This window comes from Streptomyces sp. NPDC019937, assembly GCF_040631655.1.
Lineage (GTDB): Bacteria > Actinomycetota > Actinomycetes > Streptomycetales > Streptomycetaceae > Streptomyces.
In genome coordinates, this window is the sequence record NZ_JBEYAL010000025.1 from 113,136 (window position 1) to 137,398 (window position 24,263).

General features: G+C 70.5%; 17 protein-coding genes. 11 read left to right on the top strand and 6 right to left on the bottom strand.

Annotated features, from left to right (window positions below; all coding sequences use genetic code 11):
• The first annotated feature begins 1 nt into the window (after position 1).
• Positions 2 to 1,339, top strand: a complete 1,338-nt coding sequence (locus ABZ562_RS24945; protein ID WP_361483682.1) for a glutamate-1-semialdehyde 2,1-aminomutase — start codon at positions 2 to 4, stop codon at positions 1,337 to 1,339.
• Positions 1,340 to 1,346: 7 nt separating this feature from the next.
• Here ABZ562_RS24945 and ABZ562_RS24950 read toward each other — a convergent pair whose 3' ends face one another.
• Positions 1,347 to 2,009 carry a phosphatase PAP2 family protein gene (locus tag ABZ562_RS24950; protein ID WP_361483684.1) on the bottom strand — a complete coding sequence of 221 codons (663 nt, stop codon included), beginning with the start codon at positions 2,007 to 2,009 and terminating at the stop codon, positions 1,347 to 1,349.
• A gap of 71 nt (positions 2,010 to 2,080) precedes the next feature.
• Here ABZ562_RS24950 and ABZ562_RS24955 point away from each other — a divergent pair, with 71 nt between their 5' ends.
• Positions 2,081 to 2,404 carry a hypothetical protein gene (locus ABZ562_RS24955; RefSeq protein WP_361483686.1) on the top strand — a complete coding sequence of 108 codons (324 nt, stop codon included), beginning with the start codon at positions 2,081 to 2,083 and terminating at the stop codon, positions 2,402 to 2,404.
• A 163-nt stretch (positions 2,405 to 2,567) separates the two neighbouring features.
• Here the strand turns inward: ABZ562_RS24955 and ABZ562_RS24960 are convergent, their stop codons facing one another.
• Positions 2,568 to 2,855, bottom strand: a complete 288-nt coding sequence (locus tag ABZ562_RS24960; protein WP_361483688.1) for a hypothetical protein — start codon at positions 2,853 to 2,855, stop codon at positions 2,568 to 2,570.
• 1,385 nt (positions 2,856 to 4,240) lie between these two features.
• Here ABZ562_RS24960 and ABZ562_RS24965 point away from each other — a divergent pair.
• Positions 4,241 to 4,942: a helix-turn-helix domain-containing protein gene (locus tag ABZ562_RS24965; RefSeq protein ID WP_361483690.1), complete on the top strand. Its 702-nt coding sequence runs from the start codon at positions 4,241 to 4,243 to the stop codon at positions 4,940 to 4,942.
• Between the two features lie 243 nt (positions 4,943 to 5,185).
• Here the strand turns inward: ABZ562_RS24965 and ABZ562_RS24970 are convergent, their stop codons facing one another.
• Together ABZ562_RS24970 and ABZ562_RS24975 are read right to left on the bottom strand one after the other, a co-directional pair.
• Entirely contained in the window at positions 5,186 to 6,172 is a 987-nt protein-coding gene (locus ABZ562_RS24970) for a Gfo/Idh/MocA family oxidoreductase (RefSeq protein WP_361483692.1), read from the bottom strand.
• Between the two features lie 19 nt (positions 6,173 to 6,191).
• Positions 6,192 to 7,595, bottom strand: coding sequence for an NDP-hexose 2,3-dehydratase family protein (locus tag ABZ562_RS24975; protein ID WP_361483694.1), 1,404 nt, complete (start codon positions 7,593 to 7,595; stop codon positions 6,192 to 6,194).
• A 356-nt stretch (positions 7,596 to 7,951) separates the two neighbouring features.
• Between ABZ562_RS24975 and rfbC the strand changes: the two genes are divergently transcribed.
• From rfbC to ABZ562_RS25010, 7 genes are all read left to right on the top strand, one after another.
• The gene (gene rfbC, locus ABZ562_RS24980) at positions 7,952 to 8,560 is read left to right on the top strand and encodes a dTDP-4-dehydrorhamnose 3,5-epimerase (protein ID WP_361483696.1); all 609 of its coding nucleotides are present in this window, start codon (positions 7,952 to 7,954) and stop codon (positions 8,558 to 8,560) included.
• The gene (locus ABZ562_RS24985; protein ID WP_361483698.1) at positions 8,557 to 9,627 is read left to right on the top strand and encodes a glucose-1-phosphate thymidylyltransferase; all 1,071 of its coding nucleotides are present in this window, start codon (positions 8,557 to 8,559) and stop codon (positions 9,625 to 9,627) included. Before rfbC ends, ABZ562_RS24985 begins: the two co-directional genes overlap by 4 nt.
• On the top strand, positions 9,624 to 10,631 hold the full coding sequence (gene rfbB / locus ABZ562_RS24990; protein WP_361483700.1) for a dTDP-glucose 4,6-dehydratase: 1,008 nt from the start codon (positions 9,624 to 9,626) through the stop codon (positions 10,629 to 10,631). Before ABZ562_RS24985 ends, rfbB begins: the two co-directional genes overlap by 4 nt.
• Entirely contained in the window at positions 10,628 to 11,512 is an 885-nt protein-coding gene (gene rfbD / locus ABZ562_RS24995; RefSeq protein ID WP_361483702.1) for a dTDP-4-dehydrorhamnose reductase, read from the top strand. The genes rfbB and rfbD overlap by 4 nt, the downstream gene beginning before the upstream one ends.
• Positions 11,509 to 12,690: a dTDP-4-dehydro-6-deoxyglucose aminotransferase gene (locus ABZ562_RS25000; RefSeq protein ID WP_361483704.1), complete on the top strand. Its 1,182-nt coding sequence runs from the start codon at positions 11,509 to 11,511 to the stop codon at positions 12,688 to 12,690. The genes rfbD and ABZ562_RS25000 overlap by 4 nt, the downstream gene beginning before the upstream one ends.
• A 131-nt stretch (positions 12,691 to 12,821) precedes the next feature.
• The gene (gene desII / locus ABZ562_RS25005; protein ID WP_361483706.1) at positions 12,822 to 14,282 is read left to right on the top strand and encodes a dTDP-4-amino-4,6-dideoxy-D-glucose ammonia-lyase; all 1,461 of its coding nucleotides are present in this window, start codon (positions 12,822 to 12,824) and stop codon (positions 14,280 to 14,282) included.
• Positions 14,283 to 14,560: 278 nt separating this feature from the next.
• Complete coding sequence (locus ABZ562_RS25010) at positions 14,561 to 15,835, top strand: OleI family self-immunity macrolide glycosyltransferase (protein ID WP_361483708.1); 1,275 nt, start codon at positions 14,561 to 14,563, stop codon at positions 15,833 to 15,835.
• A gap of 102 nt (positions 15,836 to 15,937) precedes the next feature.
• Here the strand turns inward: ABZ562_RS25010 and ABZ562_RS25015 are convergent, their stop codons facing one another.
• A complete protein-coding gene (locus tag ABZ562_RS25015; protein ID WP_361483710.1) occupies positions 15,938 to 17,053 on the bottom strand; it encodes a DegT/DnrJ/EryC1/StrS family aminotransferase in 1,116 nt (371 codons plus the stop codon).
• A gap of 20 nt (positions 17,054 to 17,073) precedes the next feature.
• Entirely contained in the window at positions 17,074 to 19,377 is a 2,304-nt protein-coding gene (locus ABZ562_RS25020; RefSeq protein WP_361483712.1) for a glycoside hydrolase family 3 C-terminal domain-containing protein, read from the bottom strand.
• An 807-nt stretch (positions 19,378 to 20,184) separates the two neighbouring features.
• Between ABZ562_RS25020 and ABZ562_RS25025 the strand changes: the two genes are divergently transcribed.
• The coding region (locus ABZ562_RS25025) for a beta-ketoacyl synthase N-terminal-like domain-containing protein (RefSeq protein WP_361483714.1) at positions 20,185 to 24,263 on the top strand (4,079 nt) is incomplete at its 3' end.

The following is a 24,263-nucleotide window of genomic DNA, read 5'->3' on the forward strand; positions in this document are numbered from 1 at the left end:
CTTGGACACCGAACACACCGAGCAGACCACGGAGCTCCTCCTGCCCCGGTCGCGGACGGCGAACGAGCGGCTGCACGCCCTGATCCCCGGCGGCGCGCACACCTACGCCAAGGGCGACGACCAGTACCCCGAGGACCTGGCCCCGGTCATCAGCCACGGCCGCGGCGCCCACGTATGGGACATCGACGGCAACCGCTACATCGAGTACGGCTCCGGCCTGCGGTCGGTCAGCCTCGGCCACGCCCACCCACGCGTGACCGAGGCGGTGCGGCGGGAGATCGACCGCGGCAGCAACTTCGTCCGGCCGTCCATCGTGGAGGTCGAAGCCGCGGAACGCTTCCTGGCCACGGTGCCGACCGCCGAGATGGTGAAGTTCGCGAAGAACGGCTCCGACGCCACCACCGCCGCGGTGCGCCTCGCCCGCGCCGCCACCGGGCGCCCGCGGGTGGCCATCTGCGCCGACCATCCGTTCTTCTCCGTCGACGACTGGTTCATCGGCACCACGCCGATGTCCGCCGGCATTCCGGCGGCCACCAACGAGCTGACCGTGTCCTTCCCCTACGGGGACCTGGCCGCCACGGAAGAACTGCTCACCCGGTATCAGGACGAGATCGCCTGCCTGATCCTCGAACCCGCCACCCACACCGAGCCTCCCCCCGGGTATCTCACCGGCCTGCGCGAACTGGCCGACCGGCACGGCTGCGTACTGATCTTCGACGAGATGATCACCGGCTTCCGCTGGTCCGAGGCGGGCGCCCAGGGCCTGTACGGCGTCGTTCCCGACCTCTCCACGTTCGGCAAGGCGCTGGGCAACGGATTCGCCGTCTCCGCGCTGGCCGGGCGCCGCGAACTGATGGAGCTGGGGGGCTTGCGTCACTCCGGCGACCGGGTGTTCCTGCTGTCCACCACGCACGGTGCGGAAACACACTCGCTGGCCGCCGCGATGGCCGTGCAGACCACCTACGCCGAAGAGGGCGTCACCGCGCGGCTGCACACGCTCGGCGAGAAGTTGGCCGCCGGTGTCCGCGCCGCCGCGGCCGCCACGGGCGTCGGCGAGCACATCGTCGTCCGGGGCCGGGCCAGCAACCTGGTCTTCGCCACCCTCGACGAGAACGGGCGGCCGTCGCAGGAATACCGCACCCTGTTCCTGCGCCGGCTCCTCGCGGGCGGGGTGCTCGCCCCGTCGTTCGTGGTGAGCAGCGCGCTCAGCGACGCCGACATCGATCACACCGTCGACGTCGTGGCCCAGGCATGCGCGGTGTACCGGAAGGCCCTCGATGCCGCCGACCCCACCCCGTGGCTGGGCGGACGACCGGTGCGGCCAGTATTCCGCCGCTGACCTGACCTCAGCGCCGCTCGCGCCGACGGGCGTCGGCCATCCGGTCGACCAGCCACGCGGTCGCCGGAACCACCGCCAGCGCGGTGCACCAGCCGCCGAGGACGTCGGTCGGATAGTGCGCGCCCAAGGCGACCTGCGCCCATCCCATCGCGGCGCCGGCCACGAGCGCCGCGGCGAGCACGAATGCCGTGCCGGCCGCCCTGCCGAGGCCGAACCGGCCGGTAGCGAGCAGCGCCGCGATGAGGGCGAGCGCGGTGAAGAAGGCGGTGTGCCCGCTCGGATAGGACAGGTTGCCGTCGCCGTGGATGGTGCGTCCCACCAGATGCTTGAGCAGCGTCGCCGTCCCCACCGTCGCGGCGGCTCCGGCAACGACGAGCACCGCCGCACGAGGACGCCGAAGCAGCAGGCAGCCCGCAACGACGGCCACCATCAGCGCCGCCGCTCCGGCGGGTTCCCCCAAGAAGTCCAGGGCCAGAGCAACCCGCCTCCACGGCGGCCGCACGCTGTCCGCTGTCGGCTCGACGATCCACCTGTCCACCCTGCCGGGCTCGCCGTGGCCGGCGTACAGGACCCCGAGCACGCCGACCGCCAGCGTGGCGAGGACCGCGATCGACCCGAGCCACGCGCGCAGCGACCAGGGCAGCACCGCGGGCGCCGACCGGCCGGTCACACGCCCACCGCGTCCGGTCGACCGGCGGTAGTGACCTCTCCGAACTCGACCGCGCGGCGACCCCTTACGTGGTGGCGGTCGAGCCCCGCAAGACACGCCCCCTGCCGCCCGCCGACAGGGCCGGGAGCGTCAGCCTGTACGGGCTGCGAGACCGGACCGGGCGAGACGACAAGCCCGTCAAGAACAAACTGCGATGGGCCGACTTCCAGGTGCGCTCCGGCCAGCCGATCCAACGCGAGCCCCCCGTCGTGTCCGACCACCCTGCAGCGAGCGCCACCGCTCCCGGCCCGTACGCCGCAGGAACCGTCAGCCGGTGCGACCCCGAACTCGCCGCCCTGCCCATCGTCTTGGCCGACGACATCAGGATCAGCCTCTACCGCTCATCCTACCGGTAGTTGGTCAATTCCGGCGGTAGAGATCAATGCCGTGGCGGCCGGTGCCGCTGTCGCTGCGCGGAGACTGCTCAAGGACCCGGTCGTGCACGACTGGCCGGACCGGCTGGACCTGACCAGTACGGGTCCGTGCCGCTCCGAGCGGCGAGCATCACGTCATGCGGAATCAACCGTCTTCGTCCTCATGGTCATCGTCTTCTTCGTCGTCATCGTCATCGTCTTCATCTTCACGGTCGTCTTCGCGTTCGTCTCCGCCATCGCCCTGAGACGGGCTGGCTGGGCTGTTGGTGAGCGGTGGTTGTGGGGCGGTGGAGTCGGCCGAGGGGGCTTCCTCGGGGGCAGACGAGGGGGCGAGCTCGTCCTCCTGGCCCGGAGGCGCGGTGATCGAGACCTTTCCTCCTGAGGGCCACCTGTCGCCGGAGGAGGAGGAAGCTGAGTCGATGATCGTCGACATGGCCAGGAGGCACCCGGTAAGGACGAGAACGGCAGCTGCCGCGGTGAGAGCTGTGGTCTTGCGGCTCCCCAAGCGGTCCCGGACGCTTGCGTCGTTGTCGCTCTCTTCGTCGGGCCTGATCCGTGTCTCGTCGGAGTCGCTGGTCCGCCACGCGCGTGTGACGGCTCGCTCATCGTCTACGTGGTGTTCCGCCAGCGATGACGACGGACCTCGGGCTCCGGGATCGGGCGGCACATCTCCTCCTGGTAGCCGATGTCACGACGCCGTGTGCTTCGGCCTTCTCCGGTTCCCTCGCAGTCCGGGGCGTCGAAGTGACGGCGGATGGGGGGCGGGGGCCGCAGACCACCCTAGGAGCCACTGGTTCAGGGCAAGGACAGCGTTGCTCCAGCGTTCAGTTAAGGAAGGACTAATTTTCGGCGGCGCGCGCGTCTGAGAGGCTGTGAGGATGGATGCATACGACATGCCTTGACCTGTCTGGGCGCCTTCGCGGCCTGCGGTGTGCGCACACTTGAGCAACCCCCGGCCACTTGACTGGGGGTCAAGGGGGCGCAGGTTCAAATCCTGTCGTCCCGACCAGCGTTTTCGCAGGTCGGAGGCCGTTTCCGCGGGTAGCGGAGGCGGCCTTAACCATTTCCGGGCAGGGAGCAAGTGGGAGCCCTCTGGGAGCCCACGTGCTCCCAACTCGCAGACGGGTCAACGGCGCCCGATTCGTCCGTCACCCGATCCGGGGTACACCTACGGCGCTGTACCGCGCCCCTGCGCGCCGTCGTCAACCGTAAGCCCCTCGGGCCATCCCATCGATTCGGATGCTCTCTGCATCGTGAGGCATAAGGGCCCCTTGTCGGCTCCCGACCCCCTTTCGGGTGGGAGCACGGTCCTGCGCTCCCCGTGCGACAGGAGCAGAGAGGCTGTGGGTCATCCTAGTGGGCAGGTTTCCGCAGGCAGTCCGTACGTGGGGCTTTTGGTTACCGTAGGGGGCTGCGTCAAGGGGCGGTAAAGCCCCTTGGTGTCTGCCGGGCAGATAGGACACTCCCAGGGCGCGAGCGCCTGAAGGGTGTCTTTATTGGCGTACGGTGGTTGACCTGGGGCTTTGCGATCGTCCGAGTATGGGCATGATCGGTGATCGTGGGTATGCGACTGCTCTACCTGATCTTCTGCCGACTGCTTGGTTGCCTCCTCTTACTGGGCCGGTCTGCCCCGCGAACAACGCCGAGATCCTCGCTCTCCGCCATGAGGTCGCTGTGCTGCGCCGGCAGATCGAGCGCCCGCGGCTCTCATGGGCTGATCGTGCCGTGCTCTCCGCTCTCGCACGGCACCTGCCACCCGCATTACGCCGCCATCGGCTGGTCACTCCAGGTACGCTGCTGGCCTGACACCGTCGTCTGGTGCGTTGGAAGTGGCGCCAGACGGCGGTCGGACCCGGCCGTCCACCATTGCCGGAAGAGACAGTTGCGCTCATCCAGCGCCTGGCGCGAGAGAATCCGACCTGGGGGTACGTCAGAATCCAAGGCGAGCTGCGCCGGCTCGGTCATCGGGTTGCCGCCTCTACGGTCCGGCGCGTCCTGCGCCGTTCTGGTCTGTGGAGACGGTCTTCCTCAAGCGTCTCCACGTCTTCTGCGTCATGGAGATTCACCCGGCGCGTCCATGTCCTGGGCGTCAGCGCACGCCCTACCGGCGCATGGGTCACCCAACTCGCCCGCAACCTGCTCATGGACCTCGGCGACAGGGCCGGGCGCTTGCGATTCCTCATCCGTGACCGGGACAGCAAGTTCACCGCCGCCTTCGACGACGTCTTCGCCGGCAACGGCACAGCTGTCACCCCAACACCGCCTCAGAGCCCCCGGTCAAACGCGTTCGCCGAACGACATCTGCGCACCGTCCTCACCACGTATGCCGAGCACTACAACGCGGGACGGCCCCACCGCAGCCTGGACCTACGAGCCCCAGACGACGACTCGAACATCATCCCCCTACCTGCTGGCACAATCAGGCGCCGCCAGGTACTCGGTGGACTGCTCAACGAGTACCACACCACGCCACTCCGATTGACTCACCATCGACAGAGAACACCCAGCTCAGCCGCCTGATCGGAATATTGGCACCTTTCAGGAGGCAGAGGGATGGTGTTCCAGCACGGTGTCTCCGAGAGCCCGCACATCTCGCCGAGCGGCGAAGACTTCGGCTCTGCCATCCTGCCCGGAGTAAAACCGCACACGTTTGTTCGCGGGTGTCGAGCCAGGTGCCCCGCAGGAGTGCTGAAGTTTCTTCCGCCCCGCGCCCGACCCGAACTCCGGTGCGTTTCTCTCCTCCCTCCGCTTACGGCCCCGGCATCAGCACCAGCGCACCCGCGCCACCGCCATGACGCGCTCGACGAGATCGGCTTGGCGTACGGCGTCGGCGTGGTGCTGCGTGAGCCGGCCGGAATCCTCACGGACAGCCAGTACGAAGTCCCGGACGAGGTTGGCGAATTGCGCGTCCGGCGGCAGGTCGACGATGTCCCGGGCGTCCTGCCGGTGGATCTCCACACGCGGCCGGTGGGTCTCGGGCGGGGTGAAGGCACGGTCCAGGCGCAGGCGGCCGGCCGTGCCGAAGAGGGTGTACTCCGAGCGGTAGGCGTGCTCCATGCCGAAGGCCAGCTCGGCCACGACGCCGTGCGGTGTGGTGAGCAGCACGTGGCCGGAGACCACCACGTTCCGGCGCCGCTCCCGACGCAGGACCGCGCCGGCCGCGTGCAGGTCGGGGCCCAGGAAGCGCAGCGCCGCCCGCAGGGGGTAGATCCCGATGTCGAGCAGGGCGCCTCCGCCCACGTCGGGCTGGTACCGGATGTCGCCCTCCGGCTTCGGCGGGATCGTGAACGCCGCGGACAGCGAGCGCAGTTCGCCGATCGTCCCGTCCCGCAGGAGGTCCGTGACGGTGCCGTGCTGTGCGTGGTGCAGCGACGTGAAGTTCTCCATCAGGACCAGGCCCCGGGAGCGTGCCAGGGCGATCAGTTCCTCGGCTCCGGAGCGGGTCGCGGTCAGCGGCTTCTCCACCAGGACGTGCCTGCCCCGCAGCAGCGCCGCTTCCACCCAGGGCGTGTGCACCATCACCGGCAGCGGGACGTACAGCGCGTCGACGTCGTCGCGGTCCAGCAGCGCCTGGTGGCCCGGGACCGCCTCGCACCCGAACGCCGCGGCGAAACGGGCGGCGCGGGCCGCGTCCCGGCTGGAGACCGCGACCACGGTGACGTCCGGGTGGGCGAGCAGCGCGGGCACGGTGCGGCGCAGGGCGATGTCGGCGGCACCCAGCACACCGAAGCGCAGACGGGGGGAGGACATGGGTTTCCCTTCGGGGCGCTCAGCTCAGGGCCTGGATGCATGCGACGAGGCTGCGCGCCTCCACGTTGAGGTAGTTGCTGTGGTGCAGCAGGGCGAGGATCTGGTGCAGGGTGAGCCAGTGGAAGTCGCGCGGCACCTCGACCGGGAAGTCGTCCTCGGCCTCCACCACGACGTAGCGGTTCTCCGCGTGGTGGAAGCGGCCGCCCTCCTCCGACTGGAGGGTGTCGTAGCGGATGCGTCCGGGATCGGCCGACAGCACGTAGTCGAGGTAGGCGGGCCGGTACTCGGCGGGCACCGCACGGTAGTTGAGCGGGCGGCACTGTACGGTCGGTGCCATCTCCGGGCCGTTGAGCAGACCGGCTTCGGTGCGGGCGTGCAGCAGGACATGGAGGACGCCGCGGATCCGCCTGGTGACGAAGGCGGCCAGACCGGGGCCGGCGGGGGCCAGCAACGGCTGGCTCCACGAGGACACCTCCCGGCTGCTGGCCCGGACGCTCACCCCGATGATCCGGAAGTAGTCCCCGCCCTTGTGCGCGATGGCGTGTTCGTCACGCCGCCAGCCGCTGAACGCGGTCTCCTCCAGCGGCACACGCTGCTGCACCAGTTCCCGCCGGGACCGCACGTCGGTCAGCCAGCCGAGGATCTCGCCCATGGTGTGCAAGGCGGTGGCACCCCGGGTGAGGGACCGCGTGACCGCGGCGGCGAAGGGAGCCGCGGGCGCCGGCGGCTGCCGGCCGGCCGGTCCCGGCTCCGGGGGAAGGCAGGACAGCACCGTGCGGGTGTCCATGTTCACCAGATGCGGCCTCAGCAGTAGCTTCCGCAGCCCGCGGAGGCTGATCCATTGGAAGTCGTCGTCGAGGGGCACGTCGTCCAGGGCCTCGACCACCATGTTCCGGTTCCGCTTGTGCAGGAACCAGGAGCCCTGCTCGGATTGGAGGACGTCCGCGAGGACCCGGCCGCGCCCGCGGGGGAACGCGAAGTACTCCAGGTATCTGACACCGCCGCCGCGGTGGACGCGCGTGTAATTGCTGCGGGTGGCCTGGACGGTGGGGGAGAGCTGAAGACCGCCGATATTACCCGGCTCGTTCTTGGCCTGTACCAGGACGTGCAGGATGCCGTCGAACCTCTTGACCAGGAGGCCGAGAATGCCTATCTCCGGTTGCACGATAATGGGCTGGGTCCAGCTTCCGAACCAGCAGTGGTCCGTGCGTACCCGGAGTCCTTCGACGGAGAAGAAATGACCGCTGGTATGTCGGAGGTTCCCCGTGTTCTCGTCGAATTGCCAACCCGATAACTCCCGGAGGGGTACGTGTTCCACCGTCAGGCGATTGGCCCGGCGGCGCGCATCCAGCCAGGACAACAACGCGCCGGTCGAGGAGACTTCACTGCCGGACGTCGGTACCGATCCCATTGCTTCGCTCATCGCGGGAATCCCCCATATTATTGTGATCCAGGACGGCGCCGAACCCGGCCGCTTCCGCGAGCCCCATCGGGAAGCGGGCCACCGGATTCGGAAAGACGCTCGCAGAAGGATGTCGACTCGGGATTTCGTGACATTCGATACATCGGGCGGGGCGGTGGCCCGGCTTCTACCTCACGACAGCGTGATCCGCTGATTTCACTTTGTCAACCCTTGAATGTCCCCGGTGGGTGCGCTACGGTCGGTCAGGACGAGAAAACCGTGTGACTGTGTGCTGCCCTGCGCGGCGTACGGACCCGATGGAATCGCTCCGAGTCCGAAGGGAAAATCGAGTGCCCAATTCGGCAGAATCGGGATCGATGGAGTTACTCGACGTCGACGGGGCCTGGTTATACACCCCGGAAATCATGCGGGACGAACGGGGAGAATTCCTCGAATGGTTCCGGGGGCGGACATTCCAGGAGAAGATCGGCCACCCCCTCTCGCTCGCCCAGGCCAACTGCTCGGTGTCCCGCAAGGGCGTCCTGCGCGGCATCCACTTCGCCGACGCCCCGCCCGGCCAGGCCAAGTACGTCACCTGCGCCTCCGGCACCGTGCTCGACGTGGTCGTCGACGTACGCCGGGGCTCGCCCACCTTCGGCCGGTGGGTCGCCGTCCGACTCGACGCGGCCCGCCACCAGGGGCTCTACCTGGCCGAAGGACTCGGCCACGCGTTCATGGCCCTCACCGACAACGCCACGGTCGTCTACCTCTGCTCACAGCCCTACGTGGCCGAGGCCGAGCGGGCCGTAGACCCTCTCGACCCGGCGATCGGCATCGCATGGCCGACGGACATCGACATCGTCCTGTCGGCGAAGGACACCCACGCACCGTCCCTGGCGCAGGCCGCGGAGACCGGCATCCTGCCGGACTACGAGGAGTGCCGCGCCTACATCGCGGAGGCGGCCGGCGTGGGGCCGGCCCGGTGAAGGCCCTCGTGCTGGCCGGCGGTTCCGGCACCCGGCTGCGGCCGATCACCCATACCTCCGCCAAGCAACTGGTCGCCGTCGCGAACAAACCGGTGCTCTTCTACGGCCTGGAGGCCATCGCGGCCGCCGGGATCACCGACGTCGGCCTGATCGTCGGCGACACGGTCGGCGAGGTCCGCGCCGCCGTCGGCGACGGCGCCAAGTTCGGCCTCGACGTCACCTACATCGAGCAGAGCCGCCCCCTGGGCCTCGCCCATGCCGTACTGATCGCCCACACCTACCTCGGCGACGACGACTTCGTCATGTACCTGGGCGACAACTTCATCGTCGGCGGCATCGACGACCTGGTCCGCACCTTCCGCAGCGGCAGGCGGCCCGCCGCCCAGATCCTGCTCACCCGCGTGTCCGACCCCAGCGCCTTCGGCGTCGCCGAACTCGACGACGACGGCCGGGTCGTGGGCCTGGAGGAGAAGCCCCGGCACCCGAAGAGCGACCTGGCACTGGTCGGCGTCTACTTCTTCACCCCCGCCATCCACGCGGCCGTCCGCGCCATCGAACCCTCCTGGCGCGGCGAACTGGAGATCACCCACGCCATCCAGCACCTCATCGACAACGGCGCCGACATCCAGTCCATGGTCATCGAGGGCTACTGGAAGGACACGGGCAACGTCGCCGACATGCTGGAGGTCAACCGGACCGTACTGGAGGACCTGGAGCCCCGCATCGAGGGCACGGTGGACGAGGACACCGTCATGATCGGCAGGGTCGTGGTCGGAGAGGGCGCGCGGGTGACGAACTCGCGCATCATGGGCCCCGCCATCATCGGCGCCGGCGCGGAGATCTCCGACTCCTACATCGGCCCGTTCACCTCGATCGGCGACAACTGCCGCATCACCGGCAGCGAGATGGAGTTCTCCATCATGCTCGCCGGATCGGCGATCACCGGCGTGCGCCGTATACAGGGATCACTGATCGGCAGGAACGTCCAGGTGACCCACAGCCTGCACGCCCCCAACGCCCACCGCTTCGTCCTCGGCGACCACAGCAAGGTGGAGATCCAGTCATGAACCTCCTCGTCACCGGTGCCGCCGGATTCATCGGCTCCCGCTACGTGCACCACCTGCTGGAAGCAGCCCGGGCGGGCGGGGAACCCGCCCCCGTGATCACGGTGCTGGACAAGCTCACCTACGCCGGCATCCTCGGCAACGTCCCCGACGACCCCGCCGTCACCTTCGTGCGCGGTGACATCGCCGACGCACCGCTGGTGGACTCCCTGATGGCCGAAGCCGACCAGGTGGTGCACTTCGCGGCCGAGACCCACGTGGACCGCTCCATCACCTCGCCCGGGACCTTCGTCCGCACCAACGTCCTCGGCACCCAGGTGCTGCTCGACGCGGCCCTGCGGCACGGCGTCGGCCCGTTCGTGCACGTGTCCACCGACGAGGTCTACGGCTCCATCGAGCACGGATCCTGGCCGGAGCACCAGCCGTTGTGCCCGAACTCGCCGTACTCCGCCTCCAAGGCATCCTCCGACCTGCTCGCGCTGTCCTACCACCGCACCCACGGCCTGGACGTCCGCGTCACCCGCTGCTCCAACAACTACGGGCCGCACCAGTTCCCCGAGAAGATCGTCCCGCTGTTCGTCACCAACCTCCTCGACGGCCTGCGGGTCCCCCTCTACGGCGACGGCTTCAACGTCCGCGAGTGGCTGCACGTGGACGACCACTGCCTTGGCCTCGACCTGGTCCGCACCCAGGGCCGGCCCGGCGAGGTCTACCACATCGGCGGCGGCACCGAACTGACCAACCGGGACCTCACGGGCCTCCTGCTGGACGCGTTCGGCGTGGGCTGGGACGTCGTCGACCCGGTCGCGGACCGCAAGGGCCACGACCGCCGCTACGCCCTCGACTGCACCAAGGCCGGGGACGAACTGGGCTACCGGCCGCGGCGGGACTTCGCCGAGGGCATCGCCCGCACCATCGACTGGTACCGCGACAACCGCGCCTGGTGGGAACCCCTGAAGAAGCGGCCGGCCGGCCCCGCCGCCCCCCGAGAGGCAGCGGCCCCGTGAGATGGCTGATCACCGGCGCCGCCGGAATGCTGGGCCGGGAACTCGTCCGGCGCCTCGCTGAGAACGAGGAGGACGTCGCGGCCCTCGGCCACGACCACCTCGACGTCACCCGCCCCTCCGCCGTGCGGGCGGCACTCGCCGAGCACCGTCCCGGGATCGTCGTCAACTGCGCCGCCTACACGGCCGTCGACGACGCCGAGACGGACGAGGCCGCCGCTGCCCTCCTCAACGCCGAGGCGCCCCGGCTGCTGGCCGAGGCCTGCGCCCCCCACGGCGCACGCCTCGTCCACCTGTCCACCGACTACGTCTTCCCCGGCGACGCCCGCAGCCCCTACGCCGAGGACCACCCCACGGCTCCCCGCAGCGCCTACGGACGCACCAAACGGGATGGCGAGCAAGCGGTGCTGAAGGCACTGCCCACCGCCACCGTGCTGCGCACCGCCTGGCTGTACGGGCGCACCGGCCGCAGCTTCGTCCGCACGATGATCGAACGGGAGGCGCGCGGCGGCGCCATCGACGTCGTCGCCGACCAGCGCGGCCAGCCCACCTGGACCGGCGACCTCGCCGACCGCATCATGGCCGTCGGCCGGCTCCCCGGCGTCCACGGCATCCTGCACGCCACCAACGCCGGCTCCGCCACCTGGTACGACCTCGCACAAGAAGTCTTCCGGCTCCTCGACGCCGACCCCGGGCGGGTCCGGCCCACCACCGGCGCCGCCTACCGCAGACCCGCCCCCCGCCCCGCCTACAGCGTCCTCGGCCACGAGCGCTGGCGCGGGACCGGCCTCGCACCCCTGCGTGACTGGCGCTCGGCCCTGCGCGAGGCGTTCCCCGGCCTCCTCGCCGCGGAACACCCACCGACCCGGCGAGGAGCAGCATGAAACGAGGCGTGCACGACCTCGCCCTCTTCGGCGGCGACGCGGCCTTCCTCCAGCCCCTCTACATGGGGCGCCCCAACACCGGTGACCGCAAACGCCTGCTGGACCGCCTGGAGTGGGCCCTGGACAACCGGTGGCTGACCAACGGCGGCCCGCTCGTCCGGGAGTTCGAGCAGCGCATCGCCGACCTGGCCGACGTACGCAACTGCGTCGCCACCTGCAACGCCACCGCGGGACTCCAACTGCTGCTGCGCGAAGCGGAGGTCACCGGCGAAGTGATCATGCCGTCGATGACCTTCGTCGCCACCGCCCACGCCGTCCGGTGGCTCGGACTGCGCCCCGTCTTCTGCGACATCGACCCCGGCACCGGCTGCCTCGACCCCAAACTCGTCGAAGCCGCCGTCACCCCCCGCACCGGCGCGATCCTCGGCGTCCACCTCTGGGGCCGGCCCAGCCCGGTCGACGAACTCGCCGCCATAGCCGCCGAGCACGGACTGAAGCTCTTCTACGACGCCGCCCACGCCCTCGGATGCACCTCGGGGCAGCGCCCGCTCGGCTCCTTCGGCGACGCCGAGGTCTTCAGCTTCCACGCCACCAAGGTCGTCAACTCCTTCGAGGGCGGCGGCATCGTCACCGACGACGACACCCGCGCCGAGCGCCTGCGCGCGCTGCACAACTTCGGCCTGGGCCACGACGGCGTCGGCGCCGGCATCAACGCCAAGATGAGCGAGGCGGCCGCTGCCATGGGCCTGACCTCCCTGGAGGGCTTCGCCGACGCGGTCGCGAGCAACCGCGCCAACTACGAGCTCTACCGGCAGGAACTCACCGGCCTCCCCGGCGTCCGGCTCATCGACTACGACCCGGCGGAACGCAACAACTACCACTACGTCATCGCCCTGATCGACGCCGGCACCACCGGACTCCACCGGGACCTCCTGCTCACCCTCCTGCGCGCGGAGAACGTCGTCGCGCAGCCCTATTTCTCCCCCGGATGCCACCAGCGCGATCCCTACCGCACCGAGCACCCGGTCTCCCTGCCGCACACCGAACACCTCGCCGAGCAGGTCATCGCCCTGCCCACCGGTCCCGCGGTCTCCCGCGAGGACATCCGACGCGTCTGCGACATCATCCGGGTCGCCACCGCGCATGGACCGCGGATCACCGCCCAGGCCGGCGCCTAGCACCACGTCGAAGCCCCGGGCACCTCGCGGACGCACGGGGGCGGACGCAGGAGGGCGCACCTCCCGCAGGGACACCCGGCCCGATCCGAACGGAAGACAAGGAAGACAAGGAAGACAAGGAGCGCACGCACGTGGCACTTCAGGTCGATCGCACGCCCTTGGACCCGATCGCGGTCTGCGCATGGCCCGCAGGGAACAGCGCCGCCGCCGCCGCGGCACTGCGTCCACTCCTCGACGAGGATGCCCCCGGCACCGGACTGGAACCCGACCGGCTCGCCGAGCACCTCATAGCCCTGGCTCGCCGCTACGGCACCGAACCCTTCACGCCCCTGGAGAGCGCCCGCCGCGGACTCGGCCTGGACCGCGCCACCTTCTCCCGCGTCCTCGCCGTCTTCTACCGCACACCCGCGCTGCGCACCGCGGTCGAGCAGGGTCCGGCGGGCATGTACTGGACCAACACCATCCTGCCGCTGGAACGCCGCGGCGTCCTCGACGCCGTGGTAAGGGGCGAGCCCGCCTTCCCCTACAGCGTCGGCCTCTACCCCGGTCCCAGCTGCATGTTCCGCTGCCACTTCTGCGTACGCGTCACCGGCGCCCGCTACCAGCAGTCGGCCCTCACGGACGGCAACGCGATGTTCGCGTCCCTGATCGACCGGATGCCCACCGACAACCCCCACGCCTTGTACCTCTCCGGTGGCCTGGAACCCCTGACCAACCCGGGCACCGGCGACCTCGTCCGCCGTGCTGCGGCGCGCGGTTTCAAACTCTCCCTCTACACCAACTCCTTCGCCCTGACCAGGCAGACCCTCGACCGCCAGCCGGGCCTGTGGGACCTGTACGCCCTGCGGACCTCCCTGTACGGGCTCAGCGAGGACGACTACGTCGCCACGACCACGAAGAAGGGCGCCTTCCAGCGCGTCAAGGACAACCTCACCCGCTTCCAGGCTCTGCGCCGGGAACGCGAAGCGCCCGTACGCCTCGGCCTGAACTACATCATCCTGCCGGGCCGGGCCGGGCGGCTGATCGGGCTGGCCGACTACATCGCCGACCTCAACGACGCCGCCCCCGACCGTCCCGTGGACTTCCTCACCCTCCGCGAGGACTACAGCGGACGACCCGACGGCAAGCTCGCCCCCGAGGAACGCGGGGAACTCGAGCACGGCCTCGCCGCGTTCGAGGAACGGATCAGGACGCGCGCCCCGTCCCTGCACATCGACTACGGCTACGCCCTCCAGAGCCTGCGCCTGGGCGTCGACGCGGAACTGCCGAGGATCCGGCCGGAGACCATGCGGCCCACGGCCCATCCCCAGGTCGCCGTCCAAGTCGACCTCCTGGGCGACGTCTACCTCTACCGCGAGGCGGGCTTCCCCGGCCTCCAGGGCGCCGAGCGCTACGTCGCCGGCCGGCTGACCACCGGCACGGGACTGGAGGAGGTCGTCCGGCGGTTCGTCACCGAGGGGCGGCAGGTGGCACCCCGGCCCGGCGAGGAGTACTTCCTCGACGGCTTCGACCAGACCGTCACGGCACGCCTCAACCAGCTGGAGGCCGACATCGCCGACGGCTGGGCGGAGCAGCGCGGTTTCCTGCGCTGATCCGGCATTCCGCTGCGGACCGCGGCCCCCCTCCTGGTAGAGTGATCGCCATGGCATTCATGGAGCTTTACCACTGATCGCGGTCCGCGTGCGGTGACTTGGACGGCCTTCGTCCGGCGCCTGCCGCATGCCCGCCCGCAACACCGGCTCCCGTAACGGAACGAGCCGGTGGTCAACCATCAGTTTCCTTCCGCCCGGCCCGTGTCAGGCACATGTGTGCATGCCGCCGTACGCCTGCGCCGGTGCCCCCGGCGGAACACCTCACCGGAGTGAGATCCATGACGAGCGAGCACCGCTCTGCCTCCGTGACACCCCGTCACATCTCCTTCTTCAACATCCCCGGCCACGGCCACGTGAACCCATCCCTCGGCATCGTCCAGGAACTGGTCGCGCGCGGCCACCGGGTCAGCTACGCCATCACCGAGGAGTTCGCCGCACAGGTCAAGGCGGCCGGCGCGACGCCCGTGGTGTACGACTCCATCCTGCCGAAGGAGTCCAACCCCGAGGAGTCGTGGCCGGAGGACCAGGAGTCCGCGATGGGCCTTTTCCTCGACGAAGCCGTCCGGGTCCTGCCGCAGCTGGAGGACGCCTACGCCGACGACCGGCCGGACCTGATCGTCTACGACATCGCCTCCTGGCCCGCCCCGGTGCTCGGCCGGAAGTGGGACATCCCCTTCGTTCAGCTCTCCCCGACCTTCGTCGCCTACGAGGGCTTCGAGGAGGACGTGCCCGCGGTGCAGGACCCCACGGCCGACCGCGGCGAGGAGACCGCCGCCCCCGCGCAGACCGGGGACGCCGAGGAGGGTGCCGAGGCCGAAGACGGCCTGGCGCGCTTCTTCACCCGGCTCTCGGCCTTCCTGCGGGAGCACGGGGTGGACACCCCGGCCACCGAGTTCCTCATCGCGCCCAACCGCTGCATCGTCGCGCTGCCCCGCACCTTCCAGATCAAGGGCGACACGGTCGGCGACAACTACACCTTCGTCGGTCCCACCTACGGCGACCGGTCCCACCAGGGCACCTGGGAAGGTTCCGGGGACGGGCGTCCGGTGCTGCTGATCGCCCTGGGCTCGGCGTTCACCGACCACCTCGACTTCTACCGCACCTGCCTGGCCGCCGTCGACGGCCTGGACTGGCACGTGGTGCTCTCCGTGGGCCGCTTCGTCGACCCCGCGGACCTCGGCGAGGTCCCGCCGAACGTCGAGGTGCACCAGTGGGTGCCGCAGCTCGACATCCTGACCAAGGCCTCCGCGTTCATCACGCACGCGGGCATGGGCAGCACCATGGAGGCCCTGTCGAACGCGGTGCCCACGGTCGCCGTGCCGCAGATCGCGGAGCAGACCATGAACGCCGAGCGGATCGTCGAGCTGGGCCTCGGCCGGCACATCCCGCGGGACGAGGTCACCGCCGAGAAGCTGCGCGAGGCCGTGCTCGCCGTCGCCTCCGACCCCGGTGTCGCCGAACGGCTCGCGGCCGTCCGGCAGGAGATCCGTGAGGCGGGCGGCGCCCGGGCGGCCGCCGACATCCTCGAGGGCATCCTCGCCGAAGCAGGCTGACCGCCCCTGCCTGACGGTGCGGCGGGCTGCCCGGCCCGCCGCATGAGAGTCGGCCCCCGTACCCGGCGACGGGTACGGGGGCCGACGTGCGCGGGCCCGGGCTCAGCAGGCGGCCACCGCGCTCCGTACCGCCTCGATCACCGCCGTGACGGCGTCGTCGGACAGGTGCGGACCCATGGGTAGGCTCAGCACCTCTCGGGCGAGCCGTTCCGCCACGGGCTGTGCGCGGGCGGCCTGCCGGCTGCCGGCGTACGCCTCCGACCGGTGCACCGGCACCGGGTAGTGGATCAGCGTCTCGACGCCGGCTGCCGCCAGCCGCTCCCGCAGCGCGGACCGGTCCGCGGAGCGGATCACGAACAGGTGCCACACGGGCTCCGCCCACGGCGCCGGCCTCGGCAGCACGAGCCCGTCCGGGCCGTCCAGGCCGGCGAGCCCGTCGAGATAGCGCGCCGCCACCGCGGCCCGGCGCTCGGTCCAGGCGTCCAGGTGGGCGAGCTTGACCCGCAGAACGGCCGCTTGCAGCTCGTCCAGCCGGGAGTTGGTGGCCCGGATCTCGTGCCGGTACTTCTCCCGCGACCCGTAGTTGCGCAGCAGGCGCACCCGCTCCGCCAGCTCCGCGTCGTCCGTCACCACGGCGCCGCCGTCACCGAAGCCGCCCAGGTTTTTGCCCGGGTAGAAGCTGAAGGCGGTGGTGGACCACGCGCCCACCCGCCGGCCGTACGCCTGCGCACCGTGCGCCTGGGCGGCGTCCTCGAGGATCCGCACGCCGTGCCGCTCGGCGACCTCGGACAACGCCGCCAGGTCCGCCGGATGCCCGTACAGGTGCACCGGGAGGATCGCCCGGGTGCGGGAGATGATCGCAGCCTCGACGCGTTCCGGGTCCAGAGTGAACGTCGCCGGCTCCGGCTCCACCGCGACGGGCTCCGCACCCGTCGCCGAGACGGCGAGCCAGGTCGCGGCGAAGGTGTGCGCCGGGACGATCACCTCGTCACCCGGCCCGATGTCCATGGCGCGCAGCGCCAGTTCCAGGGCGTCGCACCCGCTGCCCACCGCCACGCAGTGCCGGGCCCCGCAGTAGGCGGCCCACTCCGTCTCGAACGCGGCGAGTTCGGGGCCCAGGAGGTAGCGCCCGGAGTCCAGGACGCGGCCGGTCGCGGCGTCGATGTCGCGCTTGAGCTCCAGGTAGGCGGCCCGGAGGTTCAGGAACGGAACGTCCATGCGTCCTCCGTGGGAGCTGCTCACGGCGCCGTGGCGCGGAGCGGGAGACGGCCGAGGGACGGGCCCACCATGACCTGCCGTCCGGGTCCGGTCACCCAGGCGTGGGCGCCGCTGTCCCAGTTCTGGAGGGCCCTGCGCTCGACGCGCAGGGCCAGCCTCCTGCTCTCGCCCGGCCGCAGCTCGACCTTCCCGTAGGCCGCCAGGGCACGCTTGGCCTGCGCCACCCGCACGTGCGGGGACGGTCCCACGTAGACCTGCGGGACCTCCTTGCCGGTGCGCGTACCGGTGTTGCGCAGCGTGAAGGAGACGTCGAGCCCGCCGTCCGCCGCCGCCGTCACCTTCAGGTCCCGGTAGTCGAAGGAGGTGTACGACAACCCGTAGCCGAAGGAGAACAGCGGCTGGGCGCCCTGCTGTTCGTACCAGCGGTAGCCGGAGTAGATGCCCTCGGAGTAGTCCAGTTGGTCATCGACTCCCGGGTAGCGTCTGGGGTTCCCGGCGAACGGCGTCTGCCGCTCGTCGGCCGGGAAGGTCTGGGTCAGCCGGCCTCCCGGGTCGGCGTCGCCGAACAGCAGGGCGGTGGTCGCCTCGGCGCCGGCCTGGCCCGGGTACCACATGGTGAGCACCGCGGCGGTCTTCCTCAGCCAGGGCATGGTGAGGGAGGAGCCCGTGTTGAGCACCACCACGGTCCGTGGGTTGACCGCGGCCACGGCGCTGATCAGGTCGTCCTGGCGGCCGGGCAGGGACAGCGACGTGCGGTCCCCGTCCTCCGAGCCGTCGTCGTACGCGAAGACGACCGCGGTCCTCGCCGTCCGCGCGATCGACACGGCCCGGTCGATCGCCTCCTGGGCGGCCTGCGGAGTGACCCACGTCAGCTCGAAGGTCATGGGCGACTTCGCCAGGGCCGCGCCGGTGATGCGCAGCTTGTGCGTGCCGGCCGTCAGCCGCATGGGGCGGCTGCTGACGTCGCCGTAGACCAGGCCGGCGCCGAACGGCTCCTGGCCGTCGAGTTCGACGTAGGCGTTGCCGCCCTGCGCGCGGGCCGCGATGCGGTAGTTGCCGGTGGCCGGCACGGTGATGGTGCCGTCGTAGAGGACACCGCCCTCGCCGGCGGGGAACACCTCACCCGAGGGGCGGGGCGCGGAGAGTGCGGACTGCGGAACGGGAACCCCGACCGTCTCCTCACCGGTGCTGTAGCGCACGGTGCTGCCGGCGCCGGCCCGTTCGCGGATGGTGTCCAGAGGGGCAGACGCGGCGTCCGGCACGATGTACGAACTGCCCAGCCCCGTCACCTTCGGGACCTTGGCGGTGGGGCCGATCACGGCGATGTCCGCCGCCGTCTCCGTGGTCAGGGGAAGGGCGGCGCCCTCGTTGCGCAGCAGGACCGCGCCGTCCTCGGCGACCTGGCGCGCGACCTTCAAGCCGCCCGCGAGGTCGCGCGCCGGGCGGGCGGGCGGATCCTCGTCCAGCAGCCGGAACCGGGCCATCTGCGACACGATGCGGGTGACGGCCTCGTCGAGGGCTGACTCGGGGATCTGTCCCGCCCGGATCGCCGCCTTGAGCGCGTCGCCGAAGAACTTGCCGCCGGGTATCGGCTCGCCCGGGGCGGGTTCGTGGTCCAGCTCGATGCCGAGTTCCTGGTCGAGCCCCTTGGTGAGGGCGTCCGTGCTCTGCGTCGCCAGCCAGTCCGAGGTCACCCAGCCACGGAACTTCCACTGCTCCTTGAGGACCTTGTTCAGCAGTTCGTCACTGCCGCAGGCCGGCTGGCCGTTGACCTTGTTGTAGGCGCACATCATCGAGCCGGTTCCGGCGGCCACGGCGCTCTCGAAGCCGGGCAGTTCCCGCTCGCGCAACGTCTGTTCGTCGACGTTCACATTCACGCTGAAACGATTCTTCTCCTGGTTGTTCGCCGCGTAGTGCTTGGTGGCGGCGATCAGCCCCTGACTCTGGATGCCCTTGATCTCCGCGGCAGCCATCCGCGAGGTGACCAGGGGGTCCTCGCTGAACGTCTCGAAGTTCCGCCCGGCGTACGGCACGCGTATGGAGTTCACCATCGGCGCGAACACCACGTCCTGCCCGAAGGCACGCCCCTCCCGGCCCATCACCGCCCCGTAGGACCGCGCCAGGCCGTCGTCGAAGGTGGAGGCCAGCGCCACGGGAGCGGGCAGCGCGAGGGACGGCCGGTGGATCGTGATCCCGGCGGGACCGTCGGTGGCCCGCATCTCGGGTATGCCGAGGCGGGGAACGCCCGGCAAATACACCTTTGCCGACTCATCGCTCGTGTGATAGCTCCAGTGCACGAACGACAGCTTTTCTTCCAGGGTCATCCGAGCCGTCAGAAGACGACCCGTTTCCCATGGATCGCCCGATTCGGCGACGGACGGAACAGAGGGGAGTAGGGCGAGACTGAGGGCCAGGCCGAGAGTACCCGCAAGGGCCCGTGGCGGGGCCGGACTCCTGCGCTGCACACGGCCGCCGAGACGTAACCGAAGTAATCTCAAAGGGCTTCCAAATCCTCCGCGCCCTCGTGCTGCGGGGCGCATGACATGGGCGGTTGTCGCAACCACAGTGCACCGTCACCGAAGCCGGAGCAATGCCCGTGAATAAGGTCGCGCCTTTCCATGGGTGATCTCTGCACGCGATCATGCCCAGCTCAAGTGATGGTCATGCACGTCCCAAGAAGGGGCTTGCCTGGGGGGCGTGCGCTGATCTAGCGTTGCCGCACGACGACGAGTCGTGAGCGAGGCGAACGCTCTGCCGCTCAGGGGGTGAAACAGACGGCAGTCCGGACGGTCAACGAGGGTCAAGCGGAACGCAGGCGGCAGAACTCAGCCGCCCTCCGAGGCGCCCGTGCCGACCATCCTCGCAGGTCCTTCGCCATGTCCGTCGCAACTGCTCCGATCGCTGCCGCCGATGGCGACGGCCCGGCACCGAGGCCCCTGGACCAAGGGGCGAAGCGGGGGGCCGGTCGCGATGCACGAATCGGACCCACGCGAACACCGGCACATCCATCCCAGCGCGTGCGGTACGGGCCGTCCCGGATGACGGGCGAATGACGACCGAAAAGCAGACCCCTTGATTCGCTTCCATGGTTGTGGCAGCCGTGGGGAGCGTCGGCAGAGAGGTGGGAAACCATGTCTATTTCCGGCGGGGAAAACGGGTGTTCCATTGCCATCGTCGGAGTTGCGTGTCGACTGCCGGGCTCTGCCACCCACCAGGAGTTCTGGAGACTCCTGGCCGGCTCCGCGGACGCATTGGGCGAGCCCCCCGCCGACCGTTCCCCGGCCGGCTTATTATCCTCGTCTCCCGCTCCGCACGGTGGATTCCTCGACAGCATCGACACTTTCGACGCGGATTTCTTCAACATCTCGCCCAGAGAAGCCGGTGTCCTCGACCCCCAGCAACGCCTCGCGCTGGAACTCGGCTGGGAAGCGCTGGAAGACGCCGGAATCGTCCCGCGACACCTCAGGGGAACCCGCACCTCGGTCTTCATGGGCGCCATGTGGGACGACTACGCGCACCTGGCGCACGCACGGGGAGAAGCCGCCCTCACCCGGCACTCCCTGACGGGAACGCACCGCGGTATGATCGCCAACCGTCTCTCCTACGCCCTGGGCCTCCAGGGCCCCAGCCTCACCGTCGACACCGGACAGTCCTCCTCCCTCGCCGCCGTGCACATGGCCTGCGAGAGCCTGGCCCGCGGCGAATCCGACCTCGCCCTCGTCGGCGGCGTCAACCTCGTCCTCGATCCGGCCGGCACGACCGGCGTCGAAAGGTTCGGAGCGCTCTCACCGGACGGCAGGTGCTACACCTTCGACTCCCGGGCGAACGGCTACGCCCGAGGAGAGGGCGGCGTCGTAGTCGTCCTCAAGCCCACCCACCGCGCGCTCGCGGACGGCGACACCGTCTACTGCGAGATCCTGGGCAGCGCCCTCAACAACGACGGCGCCACGGAAGGCCTCACCGTCCCCAGCGCCCGCGCCCAGGCGGACGTCCTGCGACAGGCCTGGGAACGGGCACGCGTGGACCCGGCGGACGTCCAGTACGTGGAACTGCACGGAACCGGCACACCGGCCGGCGACCCAGTCGAGGCCGAGGGCCTCGGCACCGCGCTCGGCACCGCACGCCCGGCCGAAGCCCCGCTCCTGGTCGGCTCGGTCAAGACGAACATCGGTCACCTCGAAGGCGCGGCAGGCATCGCGGGCCTCCTGAAGACGGTCCTGAGCATCAAGAACCGGCACCTCCCGGCAAGCCTGAACTTCACCTCGCCCAACCCCTGCATCGACCTCGACGCCCTGCGCCTGCGCGTCCACACCACGTACGGCCCCTGGCCGAGCCCCGGCCGGCCGCTGGTGGCGGGCGTCTCCTCCTTCGGCATGGGCGGGACGAACTGCCACGTCGTCCTGTCCGAGTCACGGAACGCGGGAGGCGACGGCACAGGAGAAGGGCCGTACACCGGCACGGAAGGCCGACTCGGCTCCGCGGAGGCGGGAAAGAGGCTGGACCCGGCAGCCGGAAACGGTCTCGATCCCGCCCAGGACACCCACCGCCACCCGCCGCTGATCCTGTCCGCCCGCAGCGACGCGGCCCTGCGCGCACAGGCGGAACGGCTCCGCCGCCACCTGGAGCACAGCCCCGGACAGCCCCTGCGGGACACCGCCTACAGCCTGGCGACCCGCCGCCAGGTCTTCGAGCGGCACGCGGTGGTCACCGGACACGACCGCGAGGACCTGCTCAACGGCCTGCGGGACCTGGAGAACGGCCTCCCGGCCCCCCAGGTCCTGCTCGGCCGCACGCTCATCCCCGAACCGGGCGGCCTCGCCTTCCTCTTCTCCGGGCAGGGCAGCCAGCACCCCGGCATGGGCAAGCAACTCCACCAGGCGTTCCCCGGCTTCCGGGACGCCCTGGACGAGGTCTGCGCCGAACTCGACACCCACTTCGGCCGACTCCTCGGCCCCGAGGCCGGCCCGCCCCTGCGCGACGTGATGTTCGCCGAGCAGGGCACGGCACACAGCGCCCTGCTCTCCGAGACCCACTACACCCAGGCCGCCCTCTTCGCCCTGGAAACCGCCCTCTTCCGCCTCCTGGGCCAGTGGGGCCTGAAACCCGACCACTTCGCAGGCCACTCCGTCGGCGAGATCGCGGCCGCTCACGCCGCAGGCATCCTCGACCTGTCCGACGCGGCCGTACTCGTGGCCTCCCGCGGCGCGCTGATGCGTTCCCTGCCCGGCGGCGGCGTCATGCTCTCGGTCCAGGCGCCCGAGGCCGAGGTCGCACCCCTGCTGCTCGGCCGCGAGGCCCACGTCGGCCTGGCCGCCGTGAACGGCCCCGACGCGGTGGTCGTGTCCGGCGAGCGCGGCCACGTCGCCGACATCGAACAGGCCCTCCGGGACAGGGGCCGCAAAAGCCGGTACCTGCGCGTCAGCCACGCCTTCCACTCCCCGCTCATGGAACCGGTGCTGGAGGAGTTCGCCGAAGCCGTCGCCGGCCTGACCTTCCGGGCACCGACTACACCCCTCGTCTCCAACCTCACCGGCACACCAGTCGACGACCGGACCATGGCCACGCCCGCCTACTGGGTCCGGCACGTTCGGGAAGCGGTCCGCTTCGGCGACGGCATCCGGGCACTCAGGGAACTGGGCACCGGCAGCTTCCTGGAAGTCGGGCCGGACGGCGTCCTCACCGCCATGGCGCGCGCATGCGTCACCGCCGCCCCGGAGCCCGGCCACCGCGGCGAACCGGGCGCCGGTGCCGACGCCCACACCGCGGCGCTGCTGCCCGCCCTGCGCCGAGGACGGGACGAGGCGCGATCACTCACCGAGGCCGTGGCACGGCTCCACCTGCACGGCGTGCCGATGGACTGGACCTCCGTCCTCGGCGGCGACGTGAGCCGGGTCCCCCTCCCGACGTACGCCTTCCAACGCGAATCCCACTGGCTGCCGTCCGGAGAGGCTCACACGCGACCGGCGAACGACAGCGAATCCGGCACGGGACGGACCGAGGCGTCCCCGCCGCAGCCGCACGACGTCCTGCACCTCGTGCGCACCCACGCGGCGGCTGTGCTCGGACATTCCCGGGCCGAGCGGATCGACCCCGACCGCGCGTTCCGCGACCTCGGCTTCGACTCGTTGACGGCGCTGGAACTGCGGGACAGGCTCGACACCGCACTCGGCCTCCGTCTGCCCAGCAGCATCCTCTTCGACCACCCGAGCCCCGGCGCACTGGCACGATTCCTCCAGGACGACGGTACGAGGCGCCCCGAACAGGAGAAGACGAACGGCGCGCGCCACACGGAGCCGGGCTCGGACCCGGACGATGAGCCGATCGCCATCGTCGGCATGGCGTGCCGCTTCCCGGGTGGCGTGACCTCTCCGGAGGACCTGTGGCGCCTGCTCGCCGCCGGCGAGGACGCGGTGTCCGGCTTCCCCACGGACCGGAGCTGGAACGTCACTGACTCCGCCACGCGCCGCGGAGGCTTCCTGTACGACGCCGGGGAGTTCGACGCCGCCTTCTTCGGGATCTCGCCGCGTGAGGCGCTGGTGATGGACCCGCAGCAGCGGTTGCTGCTGGAGACGTCCTGGGAGGCCCTCGAACGCGCCGGCGTGAACCCCAGCAGCCTGCGCGGCAGCGACACGGCCGTGTACATCGGAGCCACGGCGCAGGACTACGGCCCCCGACTGCACGAGTCCGACGACGACTCGGGCGGCTACGTCCTGACCGGCAACACCGTGAGCGTGGCCTCCGGCCGCGTCGCGTACTCCCTCGGCCTGGAGGGACCTGCGGTCACGGTGGATACGGCGTGTTCGTCGTCGCTGGTGGCACTGCATCTGGCCGCGCAGGCACTGCGCCGGGGCGAGTGCTCGCTGGCATTGGCCGGCGGAGCCACGGTGATGCCTTCGCCCGGCATGTTCGTGGAGTTCTCACGGCAAGGGGGCCTCTCCGAGGACGGCCGCTGCAAGGCGTTCGCCGCGACGGCGGACGGCACTGGCTGGGCCGAGGGTGTGGGTGTGTTGTTGGTGGAGCGGTTGTCGGATGCGCGGCGGTTGGGTCATCGGGTGTTGGCGGTGGTGCGGGGGAGTGCGGTCAATCAGGATGGTGCGTCGAATGGGTTGACGGCGCCGAATGGTCCGTCGCAGCAGCGGGTGATCCGTGCGGCGTTGGCTGATGCGGGTCTGGTTCCTGCCGATGTGGATGTGGTGGAGGCGCATGGGAC